The sequence below is a fragment of the Variovorax rhizosphaerae genome (assembly GCF_037889975.1).
Taxonomy (GTDB): domain Bacteria; phylum Pseudomonadota; class Gammaproteobacteria; order Burkholderiales; family Burkholderiaceae_C; genus Variovorax; species Variovorax rhizosphaerae.
Genome location: NZ_JBBKZT010000009.1, coordinates 91,448 through 109,976 on the forward strand (window position 1 = coordinate 91,448; position 18,529 = coordinate 109,976).

Sequence of the window (18,529 nt, forward strand, 5' to 3'; positions counted from 1 at the left end):
TCAGCGTGCCCTCGCCAGCCGAGGATCGAGCAGGTCGCGCAAGCCGTCGCCCAGCAGGTTCAGGCCCAGCACCGCCAGCACGATCGCCATGCCGGGCCAGACGGCGAGCAGCGGCGCCTGGTACATCAGGGTCTGCGCCTCGGTCAGCATGCGACCCCACGAGGGTTGCGGCGGCTGCGTGCCCAGGCCGAGGTAGGAGAGGGCGGCTTCGGCCAGGATCGCGATGGCGAAGCGAATCGTGATCTGCACGATCAGTACCGCCGAGATGTTGGGCAGCACGTGCTGCATCGTGATCGCGAAGCTGCCCTTGCCGCAGGCGCGCGCCGCGGACACGTACTCGCGCGACCAGATCGCATTGGCCGAGGCGCGCGTGATGCGCGCGAAGGTCGGGATGTTGTAGATGCCGATGGCGATGATCGCGTTCACGATGCCGGCGCCGAACACCGCCGTCAGCATGATGGCCGACAGGATCGCCGGGAAGGCCAGCGAGAAGTCGGTCAGCCGCATGATCGCTTCTTCGACCCAGCCGCGCCGCGCCGCCGCGAGCAGGCCCAAGGCGGTACCGACGACCAGCCCGATGCTCACCGCGATCACGCCGACAAGGATCGACGCCCGCGCGCCCACCAGCAGCAGCGAGGCCACGTCGCGCCCATAGGCATCGGTGCCCAGCCAATGCGCGGCGGAGGGATCCTGCAGCTTGTTCGCGATGTCCATCTCGTAGGGCGACCATGGCGTCCAGACGAAGGAGATGCCCGCGGCAAGCAGCAGCATCAGGCTCAGCACGGCGCCGATCGCAAAGCTGCGATGGTGCAGTGCGCGGCGCCAGAACCCCGGCACGGTGAGCGCCGCCGCGCTAGGAACGACAACCGTGTTCATATATCGGAGGCCTTGATCCGCGGATCAATCACCGCATACAGCACGTCGACCACGAAGTTCACGATGACGACGATGGCCGCGAGCAGCATCACGCAATTGCGCACCACGATCAGGTCGCGGTTGCTGATGGCCTGGAAGATCAGGCGGCCCAGCCCGGGCAGGTAGAACACGTTCTCGATCACGATGGTGCCGGCCAGCAACTCCGAGAACTGCAGCCCCATCACCGTCACGACCGGAATCATCGCGTTGCGCAGCACATGCCCCCAGAGCACGGCGCGTTGCGACACGCCCTTGGCCCGCGCTGTCCGCACGAAGTCCTCGCGCATCACCTCGAGCACCGACGAGCGCGTGATGCGCGCAAGGATCGCGGCCTGCACCACCCCGAGCGAGATGGCAGGCAGCAACAACGCTTTGAGGCCAGGCAGCAGGCCGTCGTCCCATCCATCGAAGCCGCCGGCGGAAAACCATTGCAGCGACTTCGCGAACACCAGGATCAGCAGGATCGCGAACCAGAAATTCGGAATCGCGATGCCCACCTGCGTCAGCCCCATGAGCCCGACGTCGCCCAGCTTGTTGTGCCGCGCCGCCGCCGTGACGCCCACCAGCAGGGCCAGCACGGTGGTGAAAACCATCGCCATCAGCGCCAGAGGCACGGTCAGTGTGAGTCGCTCCAGGATCAGTTCCAGCACCGGCGAGCTGTAGGCATAGCTGTCGCCGAGGTCGCCCCGCAGCATCCCGCCGATCCAGTGCCAGTAGCGCACCCAGGCGGGCTGGTCGATGCCCAGCTTGTGCGCCAGCGCGGCAACGGCTTCCGGCGCCGCATCCGGACCCATGAGCAACTGGGCGGCATTGCCCGGCAGGATCTCCAGCACCCCAAAGACAATGATCGAAGCCCCGATCAGCGTGGCGATCAGGGTCAGGACGCGCTTGAAGAGAAACAGGCTCATGGGGCGGGGCGCAGCATAACCCGAGGATGCAATGACTGTTCCAGGGGCTTTTGCCCGCGACGGATAATCGCGACATGGCCTTGATGATCACTGACGAATGCATCAATTGCGACGTGTGCGAGCCCGAGTGCCCGAACGACGCGATCTACATGGGCGTCGAGATCTACGAGATCGATCCGCACAAGTGCACCGAATGCGTCGGCCATTTCGATGAGCCGCAATGCGTGCAGATCTGCCCGGTGGCCTGCATCCCGGTGAATCCCGCGCATGTCGAGACGCGGGAAACCTTGTTCGAGAAGTTCCAGCGGCTCACGGCTGCGAAGGCAGCCGTCACAGCGTCCGTGTCTCGGGCCCCTTGAATTTCATCGTCGATTTCCGCGGCTCGCGTTCAAGCTTGCGGATGCGTGCCTGCTGCACGCGCTCGGCCGCTGCAGCACGGCGCTCCGCCAGCGCGAATCGGCGCGCTTCGGCAGCCGCCTTGCGGTCGCGGTCGAGGGCCTCCTTGTCATGGCGCAGCCGGGTGCGCTCCATCCGTTCGGCGTCGGCCTGGTTGCGGCGCGTGGCGCTGTCGGCAGCGCGTCGGTCGGCTTCGCTGCGGCTGTCCTCGACGTTCACCGGCTGGCCGTCCTTGCAGGGCTGGTCGGTGTAGGTCGAGCCGCAGCGCCAGACGCCGTGTGGCGGCGTCGCGGCAAGGTTTGCGAGTGAGGCGCAGAGCGCCAGCGAAACGATCGCGATGGATCTAAAAAGTGGCTGTGCCATCTTGTAATGTCTCCCTGTCCGTTGTCTTGTTGCGCCGATGCTAACTCGCTGCGGGCGCCGTGCCGCCAGCGTTTCCACCACCCTCTTCGGGATCGCGCCGCGGGGGCTTGGGCCGAGGCGGCTTGCTGGTGTGGATCTGCATCGTGGCCTTGTCCATCTCGCCCGCCACCAAGGCGGGCACCGCGTGCAGCGTGCGCGCGATGGCATCCTCGATCGCCTCGCGCTGCTCTTTCAGCGGCTTCTTCAGCACCCAGTGGATCACTTCGCTCTTGACGCCCGGATGCCCGATGCCCAGCCGTAGCCGCCAATAGTCACCCGTGCCCAGTTGCGCATGGATGTCGCGCAACCCGTTGTGGCCCGCATGGCTGCCGCCGAACTTGAGCTTGGCCTGCCCGGGCGTCACGTCGAGTTCGTCATGCACCACCAGGATCTCGTCGGGCTGGATCTTGAAGAAGCGCGCCAGCGCGCCGACCGACTTGCCGGACAGGTTCATGAAGGTCTGCGGCTCCAGTAGCCAGACGCTCTGCCCATTGACGTTGGCCCGCGCTACCAGCCCGTGGTAGCTGCGCTCAGGCACCAGCGACAGCTTCCAGTCCCGCGCCAGCGCCTCCACCCACCAGAAGCCCGCGTTGTGCCGCGTCGCTTCATATTCCGGGCCCGGATTGCCGAGGCCGACGAACAACTTGATCATGGTTTCGATTATCCCGTCGCCAAATTGAAAACGGCCCGCACAAGGCGGGCCGTCGATCTGCAGACAGCAGGAAGTGGATTACTTCTTGGCGGTCTTGGCAGCGGGCGTCTTCGCAGCCGGAGTCTTGGCAGCGGGCTTGCCGCCCTTGCCAGCCGGTGCGGCTGCAGCGGCCTCGGCGCCTTCGGCCTTGACTTCTTCTTCCTCGGCGGCCGGAGCGGTGGCCGAAGCCAGCACTGCGTTCACCTTGCCGTGGCTGACCCACTTCACGCCGCGCGGCAGCTTGATGTCCTTCAGCGTGATGGTGCCGTTGTTCTTCAGGCCCGACAGGTCCACTTCGATGAATTCCGGCAGTTCTGCGGGCAGGCAGTTCACTTCGAGTTCGGTCATCACGTGGTTGACCAGGTTGTGCTCGAGCTTGACGGCGTCGGACTCTTCTTCACCCTTGAAGTGAAGCGGCACGCGCATGGTCATGCGCGTCTTGGCATCGACGCGTTGGAAGTCGATGTGCTGGACCAGCTGGCGGAACGGGTGGTACTGCACGTCGCGCAGCAGGACCTTGCTGACGTTGCCGCCCAGTTCCATTTCGAGGATGGAGGCGTGGAACGCTTCCTTCTTCAGGGCGTGCCACAGTGCGTTGTGGTCGACCTCGATCAGCTGGGGCTCGGTGCCACCACCGTAGACGATACCGGGCGTCTTGCCCGAGATGCGGAGACGGCGGCTCGCACCCGTGCCCTGCTTGGCGCGCTCAAAAGCGACAAATTTCATAACTAACTCCTGTGAGAGTCCACCGCGACCAGTGCGACTCCGGTTGAAAAGGGCTGCCCGAAGGAAGCCCGCTTTTTGCTCAAGGGGTGAGCATCTTTCTACTGCGCCCACCGATCTCGGGCCTGCGGTGCTCCCCGTACGGGTGTACGGCTCCGCTCCTCGACCCGAACTCGGCGCGCTCGCTACGAAATCTGCTCTCCTTTTTCAGAACAGGTTGTCCTGATCCGAGAACAAACTCATGACCGACTCGCCCTTGGCAATGCGCTGGATCGTCTCGGCGATCAGCGGTGCCACGGACAGTTGGCGAATTTTTCCGCTGGTCAATGCGCCGTCGGACAGGGGGATCGTGTTGGTCACGACCACTTCGTCCAGCGCAGAGCCCTGCGTGATCCGCTCGATGGCGGGACCCGAAAAGATCGGGTGCGTGCAATAGGCGTAGACCTTCTTGGCGCCGCGCTCCTTGAGCACTTCGGCCGCCTTCACCAGCGTGCCGGCCGTGTCGATCATGTCGTCCATGATCACGCAGTTGCGGCCTTCGATCTCGCCGATCACATGCATGACCTCGCTCACGTTGGCGCGCGGACGGCGCTTGTCGATGATGGCCAGGTCGCAGTTCAATTGCTTTGCCAGCGCACGGGCACGAACCACGCCGCCGACGTCCGGCGACACCACGATCAGGTCTTCGTAATTCTTCAGCCGCAGGTCGCCCAGCAGCACTGGCGACGCATAGATGTTGTCGACCGGGATGTCGAAGAAGCCCTGGATCTGGTCGGCGTGCAGGTCCATGGTCAGCACGCGGGCCACGCCCACGGTTTCCAGCAGGTTGGCCACCACCTTGGCCGAGATCGGCACCCGGCTCGAACGCGGGCGGCGATCCTGGCGGGCATAGCCGAAGTACGGGATGACGGCGCTGATCCGCTCGGCCGAGGCGCGCTTGAGCGCGTCGACCATGATCAGCAATTCCATCAGGCTCTCGTTGGTCGGCGCGCAGGTCGACTGCACCACGAAGACATCGCGCGCCCGGACGTTCTGGTTGATTTCTACCGTGACTTCGCCGTCGGAGAAGCGCCCCACGCGGGCGGCGCCGACGGTGGTACCGAGGTGGTGAGCGATTTCTGCTGCAAGGCCCGGATTGGCGTTGCCGGTGAAAACCATGAAGTCAGGATGGTGAGCCTGCATGAGAACGTTCCGGCAATTCGAAAAAGCCCTCCGAAGAGGGCTACGTGGAGACTTGAAGTCCCCGCAGCCCGCCGGCTGCAGGGAGTTGTGTTTGGCAGGGGAAGAAGGATTCGAACCTTCGCATGCTGGAATCAAAATCCAGTGCCTTAACCAGCTTGGCGACTCCCCTACACGGGTCGAAGGCTCGTCTCTTTTGGAGACAGGCCGCCTACCTATGAAATGTCGCTGGATGCCCACCCGGCCAGGGGATGAACAGCCATGTTGCCGCATTGTCGTACCGACCAGCCCTCGGGGGCTACTGCCAGATGCGTTTCCTGCGGCATCGCTGCGAACACGGCACTCCCTGAGCCGGTCATCCTGCCTTTCAAACCCTGCGACCCGAGCCATTCGATGGCCTGGGTGACCGCGGGGCAAAGCCTTTGGGCAACCGGCTGCAAGTCGTTGTGGCCAAATTCGAACTTGTCGTTCTCGTTTGCCCCATGCTTTGCAGCGAAGCCTGCGATTATAGCACTAGGAGTTTCCCGCTCAAGGTCTGGTGCAGCAAAAATTCCGCGCGTATCGATTCCTTCGGGTGGCTTGACCACGCAGAAGCGCCCCGGCGCCAGGTCGATCGGGGTGATTTTCTCGCCGATGCCTTCGACCCAGGCGTTGCGTCCGCGCAAAAAGAAGGGCACGTCTGCGCCGAGCGCCAACCCGATCTGTTCAAGCTTGCCGAGCGGCAAATCAAGCCCCCAAAGGCGATTCAGCGCCAGCAGGCAGGTGGCCGCATCCGACGAGCCGCCGCCCATGCCCGCCTGGGCCGGTACCCGCTTGGCGACGCCGATGTGCGCGCCCTGGCCAGGCCTCGCAAACGCCTGCAGGGCGCGGGCCGCGCGCAGAACCAGGTCATCCGCCGGCAGCGGCGTCGTGAGGTCTTCGCGCGACAACTGGCCGTCGTTGCGCCGCTCGATGTGCAGCGTGTCGCACCAGTCGATCAGCATGAAGACCGACTGCAGCAGGTGATAGCCGTCGTCACGGCGCCCGGTGATGTGCAGGAAAAGATTGAGCTTGGCCGGCGCCGGCAGGTCGTACAGGGCCTTCATTGGCGCTCGAAAACGATGCGCAGATCGGCGGCGGGTTGTGGCGAATAGCGCAATGCCTGCAGACGGCCGTTGCCATATTGAGACAGGTCGGCCTTCCATCCCGGCACCGGTTCATCGCGGCCCGCCAGCCAGCCGAACAGCGCATTGACCGGGATCGCCGAGCCCGTGGCGGCTTCGATCAAGGCATCGACGGAGTCATAGCGCCGCGTCTGGTTACCGTTCTTCAGCAGTGCTTCGCCGGGCGACCACTGCAACACGGCCAAGGTGTTGCCGATGGGTGTCGTCAGCGCGAGTTCGCCGGCGCTTGGCGAGCCACGCAGGTCGAACAGGGCCGAGAAACTTTGCTTCTCATCCCCTTCGACGCGAAGCGCCAGCCGGCCGTTCCACGCGTCATTGGCCTGCCTATTCCGGCCTCCCGTGCCCTGCGGCGTGGTGCACCCCGCCATGAAAAGCGCAGCAGCAGCCGCGCCTGCCAGCAATGCCGCCCGACGCCTCACAACTTGACGCGCAGGCGCTTGAGCGTTTCCTGCAAGGTCTCGTTGTCGGCATCTGCCAGCGAGGCTTCCTTCCAGATCGCCACAGCGCGATCGCGATTGCCGATGGCCCACAGCACTTCACCCAGGTGGGCGCCGATTTCGGCATCCGGGCGCTTCTTGTACGCGGCTTCCAGGATGCGCGAGGCCTCATCCATGTTGCCCAGCCGGTATTCCACCCAACCGAGGCTGTCGGCGATAAACGGATCGTCCGGCGCCAACTGGACGGCCTTCCTGATCAGTTCGCGGGCCTCGTGCAGTCGGACCTTGCGATCGGCGAAGGAGTAGCCGAGTGCGTTGTAGGCATTCTGGTTGTCCGGCTTGAGTTCGATGAGGCGGCGCAGAAGGCGCTCCATGTCGTCCATGCGGTTGAGCTTTTCAGCCAGCATGGCCTGGTCATAGAGCAGGTCGCCGTCGTCCGGCGCCGCCGCGCTGGCCTTGGCGAGCATGTCGTAGGCCTGCTGGTATTGCTTGGCGTCGCGCAACAGTTGCACCTCGGCCAGGAACTTCTGCTTCTTGTCGTCGGGGGAGGTCTCGGGCAGCGAGCGCACCAGTTCGCGCGCCTGTTGCAGCTTGCCCTGGCGGGCCAGCAAGGACGCCCGGCGTGCCTGCGCCCCGACCAGGTCTTCGCTGCTGTCGATCTTGGCGAGCCAGTCCTCGGCGGCGGCGTAGTTCTTGCGCCGCTCGGACAACTGGGCCAGCAGCAGGTAGGCCTGGGTCAGGCCGCGCTTGCGGTCGTCGGCATCGGCCTGGCCATTCGCGAGGTCGACATAGCGCTTGAGCGAGGCTTCCGCGGCGGTGTCCTGCCGGGCTTGGGCTTGCAGCGAGCCGAGCAGCACCCAGGGTTCGGGCAGATCGGGTCGCTCGGTTGTCAGCTTGGTGAGTTGGGCGGCGGCCTCCTCGAAGCGGCGGCCTTCGACCAGCACGCGCGCGTAGGCCATGCGGATCTCGGGCTGTGCATTCGGCGTCGCAAGGTAGCGCGTGACGATCGGCTCGGCCAGGGGCTGGCCTGGCTCGATGAGGTCAAGCGCCAGCATGGCGGGGCCGTCGGATTTGGGATCAGCGGCCTGGCCTTTGAGCGCGGCGTCCATCGCGCCGGAGGCGTCCCCGGCCAGCAGGCGCATGCGGCCGATCGTGGCCCATGCCAAGCCGGCTGTTGACGGCTTCTTGATTTCGTCGACCAGCGCGCTTTCCACCACCTGCGCTGCGACCTTCTTGTCGGCAGCGCGGGCGAAGGTCCGCGCTATCAGCGTCAGCAGGAAGGGATGCTCGACGACCGGGGCGGCTGCGAGTTCGGCGCGCAGCGGTTCGACGGTGGCAGACAGCCGGTTCATCTCGATCAGGATCCGCAACTCGAGCAGACGCGCCTCACGCGAATCGGGGTAGGCCTGCTTCCAGGCACGCACAGCGGCCAGCGTGGCATCGCCGGAGCGTGTTTGCCATGCGAATTCCACGGCCCGTTGGTAAAGCTTCGGATCGCGCGTGCGGCGCGCGGCTTCGAGCATGAGCGCCGCTCCTTCTGCGGGCGAACCCGAGCGGGCGCTCATCTCGCCGACGAGCACGTCGAAGAACAATTCGCCGGTGAGTGCGGAAGGCCTTGCGTCCGGCGCGCCCTCGTCCTTCGGCGGGTTGGCCGCAACAGGCGCACTGGGTGGTTCGACGATGGGCGCCGGGCTCATCGGCGCAGCGGGATTCCTGGGCGAATCGGGAGGTGGATCGGTCTGCTGTGCGTGCGCTGCGAGGGCGAGCAAGACAAGGCAAGCGGCCGCCGCAAGGCGGAGTCGGCGGGGCGGAGGGGTCATTGCAACCATGATAATCCAAGGCTTTTGTGTGACCGCCGCAAGGGACTTGAGGTTCCAGCGGAATCTGACGTGAATTGTCAACCATGCCCGAGCTCCCTGAAGTAGAAGTCACACGTCTGGGCTTTGCCGAGCGCATCGCGGGCGCCCGGATCGAAGCTGTGCGCATGGGCAAGCCGCTGCGCTGGGCGCTGGCCGTCGAGCCGTCGGCGCTGGTGGGCCGCACGGTGCAGGCGGTGCGTCGGCGCGGCAAATACCTTCTGGTCGACCTGGACGAGGGGATGTTGTTGCTCCACCTGGGGATGTCGGGAAGCCTCCGATTCAGCCGTACGGCGCTGCCGCCGCCTGGCCCGCACGACCATTTCGACATGGTCACCCACCAGGGTTCGCTGCGCCTCAACGACCCGCGCCGCTTCGGTGCGGTGGTCTACGCGCAGAGCGAGGACGCGCCGTTGGCCGTCAAGCTGCTCGGCAAGCTGGGCGTGGAACCGCTGGGTGACGGCTTTGGTTTCGACGCATTCCTTGCAGGCCTGAAGAAGCACAAGGCGCCAATCAAGCAGGTGCTGCTGGCAGGCGAGCTCGTGGTGGGCGTCGGCAACATCTATGCGTCCGAGGCATTGTTCCTGGCAGGCATCCGGCCGACGCTGCCGGCGTTGCGCATCAGCCGGCCGCGCGCCTTGTGCCTGCATGCGGCCGTGCGGGACGTCTTGGCCCGCGCGGTGGCACGCGGAGGCAGTACGCTTCGTGACTTCACCAACACGGACGGGCAAAGCGGCTATTTCCAGCTCGAGGCGACGGTCTATGGGCGGGCCGGCGAGCCGTGCAGGGTCTGTTCGGCGACGATTCGGCAAATCAGACAGGGCCAACGTTCGACGTTTTTTTGTCCCACATGTCAAAAGTGAGAGCAAATTCCCATTTGGCGCGCGCAATGCGAAGTGATCTGACAGGCCGCCAGTGGTACTATTTTGTAAACTGAATCTTACATTTTATTTTGAGCCGCTCCTTCAATCAGCAATTCGACCAGCACGGTACCTGGCGACGCAACTTCGCGCACCGGCTCAAGTGGCTGTCCGGCTGGCTCGATGAGAACGAGCTGCTTGACCAATCCGTGGCTGAGCGCCTGCGTGACCTGGAGTCCCAGATGCGCACCAGCAAGGTGATGGTGGCGTTCGTGGCCGAGTTCTCGCGTGGCAAGTCGGAGTTGATCAACGCGATCTTCTTCGCTGGCTACGGCCGGCGCATCATGCCGGCGAGCGCCGGCCGCACGACGATGTGTCCCACCGAACTGGGCTATGACGCGGGCGTGCCGCCGAGCCTGCGCCTGCTGCCCATCGAGACCCGGCTCGAACCGCATTCGCTGACGCATTGGCGCGACGAAGCCGCGCGCTGGACTGAATTGCCCATCGACGTGAACGATGCAGATCAGCTCGCGGAAACCATGCACAAGGTGGCCGAGGTCAACTGGGTCTCGCTGGACGAAGCGCGCGCCCTGGGCTTCTGGAGCGACGAGAATCCCGAAGACAACCCGGTGCCCGACGCCGATGGCCGCGTCGAAATCCCGCGCTGGCGGCATGCGGTGCTGAACATGCCGCATCCGCTGCTGGAGCAGGGCCTGGTCATCCTCGACACGCCCGGTCTGAACGCCATCGGCGCGGAACCCGAACTGACGGTGAGCCTGATCCCGCAGGCGCACGCCGTGGTCTTCATCCTGGGCGCCGATACCGGCGTGACGCGATCCGACCTCTCGATCTGGCGCGAGCACCTGATCACCGAAGGCGATCCCGGCGAGGCGCGCATCGTGGTGCTCAACAAGATCGACACCATGTGGGACATCCTGAGCACGCCAGCCCAGATCGATGCCCAGATCGATCGGCAGCGCAAGGGCGCGGCCGAGTTGCTCGGCGTGCCGCTGCGTCAGGTGCTGCCGGTGTCCGCGCAGAAGGGCCTGCAAGCCAAGATTCGCCGCGATGGCCCGCTGCTGCAGGCCAGCCGCCTGCCGGCGCTCGAGTCGGTGCTGGGCGAGGGACTGCTGGGCAAGCGCGAAATGATGCTGCGTGGCGCCGTGGACAACGGCATTGCGGCACTGCGTACCGAAGCCGCCCGTATCCTCAACGTGCGACAGCGCGACCTGTCCGAACAGGCGCTGGAACTGCAGGGCTTGCGCGGCAAGAACGTGTCCGTCATCCGGCACATGCGCACGCGCATCGAGCAGGAACAAAGCGAATTCGAAGGCAGCAACGCGCGCATCCTGGCGCTGCGTTCGGTGCAGGGCAAGCTGCTGCGCGAGGTGTATGCGGTGCTGGGCAGCACGGCGCTCAAGTCCGACATGGGCAAGCTGGCCGCCGCGCTCAAGAAGCCCGGGATCAAGTTCAATGTTCGCAAGACTTACGCAGAAACCTTCGACGCGCTGCGCAACAACTTGCGGGAAGTGCAGGCCACCAGCGCCGAGATCCAGCAGATGCTGCATGCCACTTTCCGCCAGCTCAACGCGGAGCACGGCTTCACGCTGCTCGCGCCTGCCGAGCCAAACCTGAAAGAGTTCCAGGAGCAGATGAGCCAGATCGAGCAAAGCCACACGCAGTATCTCGGCGTCGGCAACATCCTCAAGCTGGCGCAACCCGAGTTCTGCGACAAGCTGGTGCGCGCGCTGTCCAGTCGACTGCGCGTGGTGAACGAAGCGGCCATGAGCGAAGTCGAGCGCTGGAGCAAGGGTGCCGGCGCCCAGCTCGATGCGCAGCTGAAGGAACGCCGCCGCAATTTCGGCAAGCGCATCGAAGCCGTCGACCGGATCCAGCAAGCGGCCGGGAACCTCGACGAGCGTCTGGTCGAACTGAGCGCGCAGGAAGCCGGTCTTGTCGAGTTGCAGCGTCGTCTGCGTGAGTTGACATCCCTTCTGACCAGCAACGAGCCGCCCAGCACATCTGCCGCGCAGAACAACGAGCTTCGTGCTGCGTGAGCCCGTGGCGGCGCCAGTGGCCGCGGCGCCATCCACGCTGATCGCACCCGTGTTTGCCGCCAGCGTGGTTCGCTGGCAACGTACTCATGGGCGCAGCGAACTGCCTTGGCAGAACACGCGCGACCCGTACCGCGTGTGGCTGTCGGAAGTGATGTTGCAGCAGACGCAGGTGTCGACGGTGCTTGGCTACTTCGACCGGTTCCTTTTGCGCTTTCCAACTGTTGCCGAACTGGCCGCGGCGGGAGAGGACGAGGTCTTCGGGTTGTGGAGCGGCCTGGGGTACTACAGCCGTGCGCGCAACATGCATCGTTGCGCGCAGGAAGTCATGGTGCGCTTTGGCGGCGCGTTTCCGCGGCGATCGGAAGACCTGGAGTCGCTGCCCGGCATCGGTCGCTCGACGGCGGCGGCCATTGCGGCGTTCTGCTTTGGCGAGCGCGTCGCAATCCTGGATGGGAACGTGAAGCGCGTGCTGACGCGGGTGTTGGGTTTTGGCGCGGATCTTTCTTCCAGCGCCAGCGAGCGGGCGCTCTGGGGCATGGCGACGGAACTGCTGCCAGCCGCCTCGGAGCGCGGCGCGATCGAAAGCTACACGCAAGGATTGATGGATCTGGGCGCCACCGTCTGCACGCCGCGCAAGCCGAACTGCCTCCTGTGCCCGGTGAATGACATCTGCGTGGCCAGGCGAGAAGGCGCGCCCGAGGCCTATCCGGTCAAGACGCGCAAGCTCAAGCGCAGTTCGCAGTCGCTCTGGCTGCTGCAGGCGAACGACGAAGCAGGCCGAAGCTGGCTCGAGAAGCGCCCAGCGCGAGGGGTATGGGCGGGTCTGTACTGCCTGCCGGTCTTCGACAGCCATGCGGCTTTGCTGGAGGCATTGTCCCCGTCACTGCGCGCCATTGCGCGTGACGGCGCGCCCTTCCTGCACGTGCTGACCCACAAGGACTTGCATCTGCATCCTGTGCAGGTGGAAAGTGACTCAACGGCTGCGATGCCGGGCGAGGGCCAATGGCTTGCGCTGCATGAGTGGGAAGGCCTGGGCCTGCCTGCGCCAGTGCGCAAGCTGCTGGAGGCTAGATCCCATCCAACTCCCGATGCCGCTTGAGCGCGGCCCAGCGCGCGCCGAAGCCACGGGCCAATTGCTCCACCAGGAACACCGAGCGATGTTGGCCGCCAGTGCAGCCGATGGCCACCGTCACATAGCTGCGATGGTCGCGCGCGAGTGCGTCGAGCCAGCGGGTGAGGAACTGTTCGATGTCGCCATACATGCGCGCCACGTCGTCGTGCCGGCGCAGCCAGTCGATGACCGGCTCATCGCGGCCGGTCAACGGACGTAGCGCGGGGACGTAGTGCGGATTCGGCAGCATGCGCACGTCGAACACATAGTCCGCGTCGAGCGGGACACCGCGCTTGAAGGCAAAGGATTCGAACACCAGCGTCAACGCGCTTTGGGGCGCCGAGATCAGCAGCTTCACATAGCTCTGCAGTTGCGCCGGGCGGATGATGCTGGTGTCGATCACGTCGGCGCCGTCGCGCAACTCGGCCAGCAGTTCGCGTTCGAGTTCGATCGCTTGAATCAGTACACGCTGGGTCTCCGGCACGTCATTGCGGCTCTCCTGGCGCGAGAGCGGATGGCGTCGCCGTGTCTCCGAATAGCGGCGTACCAGTGCGTCGGTGGTGGAGTCGAGGAAGAGTGAGCGCAGCGAAACGCCATCGCGGCGCAGCGTTTCAAGCTGCAGCGGCACCAGCGGCAGGGACACGCCGCTTCGCACATCCATCGCAATCGCCACGCGCTCGGCCTGCTGCTCGTGCTGCAGCGCGATGAAGGGCATCAGGAGTTCGGGCGGCAGGTTGTCGACGCAGTAGTAGCCCGCGTCTTCCAGCGCATGCAGCGCGACCGATTTGCCGGAGCCCGACATGCCGGTGATGAGTACCAGATCAAGGCTCATGGCAGCCCCCACGCTCGGCACTTCGCGTCCTCGCTGCCCACCGAGGGGGCGCAAGCTTGCTTAGGGCGGTTCGGCGCTGGGATTTGGGAAACCTCCGCGCTGCGCGCTACGGTACGAGCGTCTTTGGGCGGCCGGGTGACGCTCATGCTCGTGCTTCCGTTGAAGTCTTGCCAAGCATCTCGCGCGCATGTGCCAGCGAGGTCTGAGATACCTTTTCGCCGCCCAGCATGCGCGCCACTTCCTTCTCGCGCGCCGGTCCCTCGAGTGGCGTGACGCCGCTTTCGGTGCGGCCGGCGACCTGGCGCTTGGCGACGACCAGGTGATGGTCGGCACACGCGGCAACCTGCGGCAGGTGGGTCACGGCGAGCACTTGGCGGTCGCGGCCCAACTGGTTCATCAGGCGGCCGACGGTTTCGGCGACCGCACCGCCGACACCCGCGTCCACCTCGTCGAAGATCAGGGTCTGCGCGGCACCGAGTTCGCTGGTCGTGACGGCAATGGCAAGCGCGATGCGGGACAACTCGCCGCCTGACGCCACCTTGCCAATCGGGCGCGGCGTGCTGCCGGGATGGCCGCTGACGAGGAAGCTGATGTCCTCCAGTCCCGCGCGGCCGGGTTGCGCGAGCGCCTGCACCTTCACCTCGAAGCTGCCGCCCTGCATGCCGAGGCCCTGCATGGCGAGCGTGACCGCCTTCGCGAGCTTCGGCGCCGCCTGCTTGCGAACCTTGCCAACGGCGCCGGCTTCCTTCATGAAGGCTTGTTGCGCGGCCTGTTCGACGCGCTCCAGTGCTTCGAGGTCGCTGGCCGCGTCGAGGGCCTTGAGTTCATCCTGCCAGCCCGCGAGCAGGCCGGGCAGGTCGGCCGGGCCGCGCTTGTAGCGCCTGGCAAGCGACATCCAGAGGCCCATGCGTTCGTCGAGTTCGGCCAGGGTCTGCGGATCGGTGTCCGCGTGGCGCAGGTAGCCATGCAGCGTATGCACCGCATCAGAAGCCTGCGCGACGGTCGATGCGAGCACTTCACCGATCGCCTTGAATTCGGGCTCGATGTGTTCGCAGCCTTGCAGCAGGGTCGCGGCGCGGGTGAGGGTGCTCAGTGCACCGCCATCGTCGCCGTCCAGGGCCTCGCGTGCGCCTTCGGCCGCTTCGATCAGCGTCTGCGCGTTCGATGCACGCGCATGGTTGGCCGACAACTGTTCCCACTCGTCCGCGCCGGGCGCGAGCTTCATGACTTCACCGACCTGCCACTGCAGGCGCTCACGGTCGCGCTGCAGCGAATCCTGCGCGGAGCGCGCCGTCTCGAGTGCCGACAGCGATTGCCGCCACGCGTGCCAGCTCGCATCCAGCGCCTCCGTGCGCACGCCGGCGTAGGCATCGAGCAGGCCGCGCACCGCCTCAGGCCGCGTCAGGCTCTGCCAAGCATGCTGGCCGTGAATATCGAGCAGGTGGTCGCCGAGTTCGCGCAGTTGCGTCGCCGTGGCAGGACTGCCGTTGATCCAGCCGCGGCTGCGCCCTTGCAGGTCCACGGTGCGACGAAGCAACAGCGAATCGCTGGCCTCGAAGCCGCCTTCGTCAAGCCAGCCGTCCAACGCCGCGTCGGCATCGAATTCCGCAGACACATCGAGCCGCTCGGCCCCCTCGCGCACCGACCCGGCATCGGCCCGGTTGCCCAGCGCCAGTTGCAAGGCGTCGATGAGGATGGATTTGCCTGCGCCGGTTTCACCGGTCAATACCGTGAACCCGCTCGACAGGTCGAGTTCGAGTTCACGCACGATCACGAAATCGCGCAGGGCGATGCGTCTCAAAGCCAAGTCAGGTCTCCCGGAATGCGAGGGGGCTCATGATCCACCTTCGTTCCAATGCAGTTTCTTGCGCAGCGTGTCGAAATAGCTCCAGCCCCTGGGATGGAGGAAGCGCACGCGGTAGTCGGAGCGGCGCACCACGATGCGGTCGCCGTGCTGTAGCGAGGCCAGCGACTGCATGTCGAAATTGGCGCTCGCATCGCGGCCGGCCACGAGTTCGATGGTCACCTCTTCTGCGTCGGGCAACAGGATGGGCCGATTCGACAAGGTGTGCGGCGCGATCGGTACCAGCACCCAACCCTGGATCGCCGGATGAAGCAGAGGCCCGCCGGCCGAGAGCGCATAGGCGGTCGAGCCGGTGGCTGTCGCGATGATCAAGCCGTCCGCGCGCTGGTTGGCCACGAAGTGCCGGCCCACCGACACGCTCAACTCCACCATGCCAGAGGTGGCACCGCGATTCAGCACCACGTCGTTCATCGCGTACGCGGTGAAGACGACTTTCTCGTTGCGGATCACCTGGGCATGCATCAGGCTGCGATGGTCTTCCTCGAATTCGCCCGCAAGCATCGGGATGAGCGTGGCCTGGTAGCTGTCAAACGGGATGTCGGTGATGAAGCCGAGCCGGCCGCGGTTGATGCCGATCAGCGGCAGGCCGTGGCGGGCCAGTTGGCGCCCGACGCCCAGCATCGTGCCGTCTCCACCCACCACGAGGCCCAGGTCGCATTGCTCGCCGATCTGGTCCAGCGTGAGGGCACGGTAGCGCCCCGAGCCGGGTACTGCGTCGGCCGACTGCTCGACGATCACTTCGCAGCCTTGGCTCTCAAGGAAGGTGGCGATCTCGCACGTTACGCTGTCGGCCGCATCGGCCTGCGCGCGTGCGCCGGACGCCTGGTATTTGCCAATGAGGGCGACGTGCCGGAAGCGAGGGGTCATGTCCAAATTACAACATTAAAATTGCCAGATGTTGGATGACCGCGCCAGGCTACTGCTGAAGACTCTGGTTGAACGCTATATCGCGGACGGTCAACCCGTGGGCTCGCGCACGTTGTCGCGAACGGCGGGCCTGGAACTCTCGCCGGCGACCATCCGCAACGTGATGTCCGACCTCGAGGAACTGGGCCTTATCGCCAGCCCGCACACCTCGGCAGGACGCATCCCGACGGCGCGCGGCTATCGCCTCTTCGTCGACACCATGTTGACCAGCCGGCGTGAACCTTTCACGACACCCCCGCTGTCGCCGGACCAGCCGCAGAAGGTGATTGCAAACGCGGCGCACATGCTGTCGAACCTCTCGCATTTCGTGGGCGTTGTGATGGCCCCACGGCGGCCATCGGTGTTCAGGCATCTTGAATTCATGCGACTTTCGGACCGGCGCCTGCTGGTGATCATCGTGTCGCCCGATGGTGACGTGCAGAACCGAGTGATCTTTCCGGAGACCGACTACACGCCATCGCAACTGGTCGAGGCGTCCAACTACATCAACACCCACTTCGCCGGCTTGTCGATCGAGCAGGTGCGCGACCGCCTTCAATCTGAGATGGAAAAGCTTCGCGGCGAGATCGCAGCGCTGATGCAGGCGGCCGTGGTCGTGAGCAGCGAGGTGCTGACCGAGGCGCAAGATGAGGTCGTGGTGGCGGGCGAGCGCAACCTGCTGTCGGTCAGTGACTTCTCCAGCGACATGGGGCAGTTGCGCCGCGCGTTCGACATGTTCGAGCAGAAGGCGCAACTGATGCGACTGCTGGATGTGTCGAGCAAGGCCGAAGGGGTGCGCATCTTCATTGGCGGCGAGAGCCAGCTCGTGCCTGTCGAAGAGCTTTCCGTGGTCAGTGCCAACTATGAAGTCGATGGGCAAGTGGTCGGCACGCTCGGCGTGATCGGGCCGACGCGCATGCCCTATGAACGCATGATCCAGATTGTCGACATCACCTCGCGGTTGGTGAGCAATGCGCTGAGTGGGCGCAAGTAAGAGATGCGCTAAACAAGGGTGCATGAGGGCGCCGACTAGAATCCGGCCGCGCGGGCCGTTAGCTCAGTTGGTTAGAGCAGAGGACTCATAATCCTTTGGTCGTTGGTTCAAGTCCAACACGGCCTACCAGTCCTACCTTGCGGGGGCTGCGCAGGATGGCATTTACGAAATCATTTCACCCTCTCGGGAGCGTCATGAAAAGTACATGCTATAATCGCAAGCTGTGCGGCTGTAGCTCAGTTGGATAGAGTACTTGGCTACGAACCAAGGGGTCGTGGGTTCAATTCCTGCCAGCCGCACCACTCTTGTAAGGGTTGGCACGTTAACGCGTGCCAACCCTTTTCTTTTTTGTCGCCACGGCGCCCCGTGGATTGGTGAACAGCCCGTAGCTCACTTGCAGCTTGCTGCTCTTGCCATCGCGGTTGTAGCCGCGCCGGGCCAGCGGACTGGAGCTGCCGCGAAGTAGCTGGGAGGACGGGTGTTGCAAGCCCAGGCCGCCCTTGGCAGAGGGCGCGAAGGAAGCTTCTTCTGCACCGCGTCCCGGCGCACGGGCAGCCAGGCCATCGCGGCGTACAGGCCATCCTCGGTGGCATAAGGGACGCCGAAGTCCTCGGCAATCTGGTCAAGTGCCACCAGCGCGACGTCGCCAATGGCATGCGGCTCGACGATGCGCGCGGGCGATCATCGCCAGCACCCGGTCGCGCTCGACACAGGGCCTGGAAGCCAGCAGCAAGCCCATCTCCCGGAGCGCCATCGCGCTGGCCGTCGCCTGCACGTAGCCGTTGGGACGCGAGCGCGTGAACTCGAAGGCCGAAGCCGGGCATACGAAGGTCCACCCATCAGCCGCAAAGACACTCTTGCCGGCAAGCGACAACCTCTTGGCCTCTGATCAGAGTCGGATCTGTTGGTCCTCGATGACCTCTACTTGGCCCCCAGAAGATTGGTAGATTGGCGATGTCAGTGCCGCGTTGCTGCAGACCATCGGGCCATCGTGCACCAGCGCTAAAAGCTTAGCGGCTTTACTTTCATCGCCTCGGATGCTGCAGGACTGGGGCAAATACCTGGCAGACGCCGCCATGGCCACCACCATCCTGGATCGGCTCCAGCATCGCTGCGCGATGCTGGAGGTCGTGGGCAAGAGCTACCTGCTCAAGGCGGGTGCAGCGCGCATCGTCATCACGCCCGAATCGTCATCATTCGACCCGTCTTGCCTGGAGCCGATTGACTGGCCATAA

Annotated in this window: 18 protein-coding genes and 3 tRNA genes; 8 read left to right on the forward strand and 13 right to left on the reverse strand. The window is 65.1% G+C overall.

Going from position 1 to position 18,529, the window contains the following annotated elements:
- Both WKW82_RS19960 and WKW82_RS19965 read right to left on the reverse strand, forming a co-directional pair.
- Complete coding sequence (locus WKW82_RS19960; protein ID WP_340344079.1) at nt 1-876, reverse strand: ABC transporter permease; 876 nt, start codon at nt 874-876, stop codon at nt 1-3.
- Complete coding sequence (locus tag WKW82_RS19965) at nt 873-1,823, reverse strand: ABC transporter permease (RefSeq protein WP_340344080.1); 951 nt, start codon at nt 1,821-1,823, stop codon at nt 873-875. The genes WKW82_RS19960 and WKW82_RS19965 overlap by 4 nt, the downstream gene beginning before the upstream one ends.
- A gap of 74 nt (nt 1,824-1,897) precedes the next feature.
- On the opposite strand from WKW82_RS19965, the gene WKW82_RS19970 reads away from it, so the two are divergent.
- Nucleotides 1,898-2,182, forward strand: coding sequence for a YfhL family 4Fe-4S dicluster ferredoxin (locus WKW82_RS19970; protein ID WP_340344081.1), 285 nt, complete (start codon nt 1,898-1,900; stop codon nt 2,180-2,182).
- Here WKW82_RS19970 and WKW82_RS19975 read toward each other — a convergent pair.
- The 8 genes from WKW82_RS19975 to WKW82_RS20010 all read right to left on the reverse strand — a co-directional run bounded on the left by WKW82_RS19975 (nt 2,154) and on the right by WKW82_RS20010 (nt 8,634).
- Nucleotides 2,154-2,582 (reverse strand): hypothetical protein, encoded by a 429-nt coding sequence (locus tag WKW82_RS19975; protein WP_340344082.1) that lies wholly within the window; start codon nt 2,580-2,582, stop codon nt 2,154-2,156. The genes WKW82_RS19970 and WKW82_RS19975 overlap by 29 nt on opposite strands.
- A gap of 40 nt (nt 2,583-2,622) precedes the next feature.
- Entirely contained in the window at nt 2,623-3,273 is a 651-nt protein-coding gene (gene pth, locus WKW82_RS19980; protein WP_340344083.1) for an aminoacyl-tRNA hydrolase, read from the reverse strand.
- Nucleotides 3,274-3,351: 78 nt separating this feature from the next.
- The gene (locus WKW82_RS19985; protein WP_340344084.1) at nt 3,352-4,038 is read right to left on the reverse strand and encodes a 50S ribosomal protein L25/general stress protein Ctc; all 687 of its coding nucleotides are present in this window, start codon (nt 4,036-4,038) and stop codon (nt 3,352-3,354) included.
- A 204-nt stretch (nt 4,039-4,242) separates the two neighbouring features.
- Nucleotides 4,243-5,217: a ribose-phosphate pyrophosphokinase gene (locus tag WKW82_RS19990; RefSeq protein WP_340344085.1), complete on the reverse strand. Its 975-nt coding sequence runs from the start codon at nt 5,215-5,217 to the stop codon at nt 4,243-4,245.
- Between the two features lie 92 nt (nt 5,218-5,309).
- Nucleotides 5,310-5,386 (reverse strand) — tRNA-Gln (locus WKW82_RS19995).
- 43 nt (nt 5,387-5,429) lie between these two features.
- Complete coding sequence (ispE, locus tag WKW82_RS20000) at nt 5,430-6,299, reverse strand: 4-(cytidine 5'-diphospho)-2-C-methyl-D-erythritol kinase (RefSeq protein WP_340344086.1); 870 nt, start codon at nt 6,297-6,299, stop codon at nt 5,430-5,432.
- On the reverse strand, nt 6,296-6,745 hold the full coding sequence (locus tag WKW82_RS20005) for an outer membrane lipoprotein LolB (RefSeq protein WP_340344087.1): 450 nt from the start codon (nt 6,743-6,745) through the stop codon (nt 6,296-6,298). The genes ispE and WKW82_RS20005 overlap by 4 nt, the downstream gene beginning before the upstream one ends.
- A 47-nt stretch (nt 6,746-6,792) precedes the next feature.
- Entirely contained in the window at nt 6,793-8,634 is a 1,842-nt protein-coding gene (locus WKW82_RS20010) for a tetratricopeptide repeat protein (protein ID WP_422823529.1), read from the reverse strand.
- 83 nt (nt 8,635-8,717) lie between these two features.
- On the opposite strand from WKW82_RS20010, the gene mutM reads away from it, so the two are divergent.
- From mutM to mutY, 3 genes are all read left to right on the forward strand, one after another.
- Nucleotides 8,718-9,533, forward strand: coding sequence for a bifunctional DNA-formamidopyrimidine glycosylase/DNA-(apurinic or apyrimidinic site) lyase (gene mutM, locus WKW82_RS20015; protein WP_340344089.1), 816 nt, complete (start codon nt 8,718-8,720; stop codon nt 9,531-9,533).
- A gap of 89 nt (nt 9,534-9,622) precedes the next feature.
- On the forward strand, nt 9,623-11,587 hold the full coding sequence (locus WKW82_RS20020) for a dynamin family protein (protein ID WP_340344090.1): 1,965 nt from the start codon (nt 9,623-9,625) through the stop codon (nt 11,585-11,587).
- Nucleotides 11,580-12,686, forward strand: a complete 1,107-nt coding sequence (gene mutY / locus WKW82_RS20025) for an A/G-specific adenine glycosylase (RefSeq protein WP_422823540.1) — start codon at nt 11,580-11,582, stop codon at nt 12,684-12,686. The genes WKW82_RS20020 and mutY overlap by 8 nt, the downstream gene beginning before the upstream one ends.
- Here the strand turns inward: mutY and rapZ are convergent.
- From rapZ to WKW82_RS20040, 3 genes are all read right to left on the reverse strand, one after another.
- Nucleotides 12,655-13,530, reverse strand: a complete 876-nt coding sequence (gene rapZ / locus WKW82_RS20030; protein WP_340344091.1) for an RNase adapter RapZ — start codon at nt 13,528-13,530, stop codon at nt 12,655-12,657. The two genes, mutY and rapZ, sit on opposite strands and share 32 nt — an antisense overlap.
- 142 nt (nt 13,531-13,672) lie before the next feature.
- Nucleotides 13,673-15,337 carry a DNA repair protein RecN gene (gene recN / locus WKW82_RS20035; RefSeq protein WP_340344092.1) on the reverse strand — a complete coding sequence of 555 codons (1,665 nt, stop codon included), beginning with the start codon at nt 15,335-15,337 and terminating at the stop codon, nt 13,673-13,675.
- Between the two features lie 27 nt (nt 15,338-15,364).
- Nucleotides 15,365-16,261 (reverse strand): NAD kinase, encoded by an 897-nt coding sequence (locus WKW82_RS20040; protein ID WP_340344093.1) that lies wholly within the window; start codon nt 16,259-16,261, stop codon nt 15,365-15,367.
- Between the two features lie 28 nt (nt 16,262-16,289).
- Between WKW82_RS20040 and hrcA the strand changes: the two genes are divergently transcribed.
- From hrcA to WKW82_RS20060, 4 genes are all read left to right on the forward strand, one after another.
- On the forward strand, nt 16,290-17,294 hold the full coding sequence (hrcA, locus tag WKW82_RS20045) for a heat-inducible transcriptional repressor HrcA (protein ID WP_340344094.1): 1,005 nt from the start codon (nt 16,290-16,292) through the stop codon (nt 17,292-17,294).
- Between the two features lie 52 nt (nt 17,295-17,346).
- Nucleotides 17,347-17,423: transfer RNA gene (locus WKW82_RS20050), tRNA-Ile, on the forward strand.
- 96 nt (nt 17,424-17,519) lie between these two features.
- Nucleotides 17,520-17,596: transfer RNA gene (locus tag WKW82_RS20055), tRNA-Arg, on the forward strand.
- 735 nt (nt 17,597-18,331) lie between these two features.
- Nucleotides 18,332-18,529, forward strand: coding sequence for an ATP-binding protein (locus WKW82_RS20060; protein ID WP_340344095.1), 198 nt, complete (start codon nt 18,332-18,334; stop codon nt 18,527-18,529).

Excerpts from the sequence above, each read along its gene's own strand:
- WKW82_RS19990 (WP_340344085.1), bottom strand. The coding sequence starts at position 5,217 with ATGCAGGCTCACCATCCTGACTTCATGGTTTTCACCGGCAACGCCAAT.
- WKW82_RS19960 (WP_340344079.1), bottom strand. The coding sequence starts at position 876 with ATGAACACGGTTGTCGTTCCTAGCGCGGCGGCGCTCACCGTGCCGGGG.
- WKW82_RS20005 (WP_340344087.1), bottom strand. The coding sequence starts at position 6,745 with ATGGCGGGGTGCACCACGCCGCAGGGCACGGGAGGCCGGAATAGGCAG.
- WKW82_RS20040 (WP_340344093.1), bottom strand. The coding sequence starts at position 16,261 with ATGACCCCTCGCTTCCGGCACGTCGCCCTCATTGGCAAATACCAGGCG.
- ispE (WP_340344086.1), bottom strand. The coding sequence starts at position 6,299 with ATGAAGGCCCTGTACGACCTGCCGGCGCCGGCCAAGCTCAATCTTTTC.
- WKW82_RS19975 (WP_340344082.1), bottom strand. The coding sequence starts at position 2,582 with ATGGCACAGCCACTTTTTAGATCCATCGCGATCGTTTCGCTGGCGCTC.
- pth (WP_340344083.1), bottom strand. The coding sequence starts at position 3,273 with ATGATCAAGTTGTTCGTCGGCCTCGGCAATCCGGGCCCGGAATATGAA.
- WKW82_RS20060 (WP_340344095.1), top strand. The coding sequence starts at position 18,332 with ATGCTGCAGGACTGGGGCAAATACCTGGCAGACGCCGCCATGGCCACC.
- mutM (WP_340344089.1), top strand. The coding sequence starts at position 8,718 with ATGCCCGAGCTCCCTGAAGTAGAAGTCACACGTCTGGGCTTTGCCGAG.
- hrcA (WP_340344094.1), top strand. The coding sequence starts at position 16,290 with ATGTTGGATGACCGCGCCAGGCTACTGCTGAAGACTCTGGTTGAACGC.
- WKW82_RS20010 (WP_422823529.1), bottom strand. The coding sequence starts at position 8,634 with ATGACCCCTCCGCCCCGCCGACTCCGCCTTGCGGCGGCCGCTTGCCTT.
- rapZ (WP_340344091.1), bottom strand. The coding sequence starts at position 13,530 with ATGAGCCTTGATCTGGTACTCATCACCGGCATGTCGGGCTCCGGCAAA.
- WKW82_RS19985 (WP_340344084.1), bottom strand. The coding sequence starts at position 4,038 with ATGAAATTTGTCGCTTTTGAGCGCGCCAAGCAGGGCACGGGTGCGAGC.
- WKW82_RS19965 (WP_340344080.1), bottom strand. The coding sequence starts at position 1,823 with ATGAGCCTGTTTCTCTTCAAGCGCGTCCTGACCCTGATCGCCACGCTG.
- WKW82_RS19970 (WP_340344081.1), top strand. The coding sequence starts at position 1,898 with ATGGCCTTGATGATCACTGACGAATGCATCAATTGCGACGTGTGCGAG.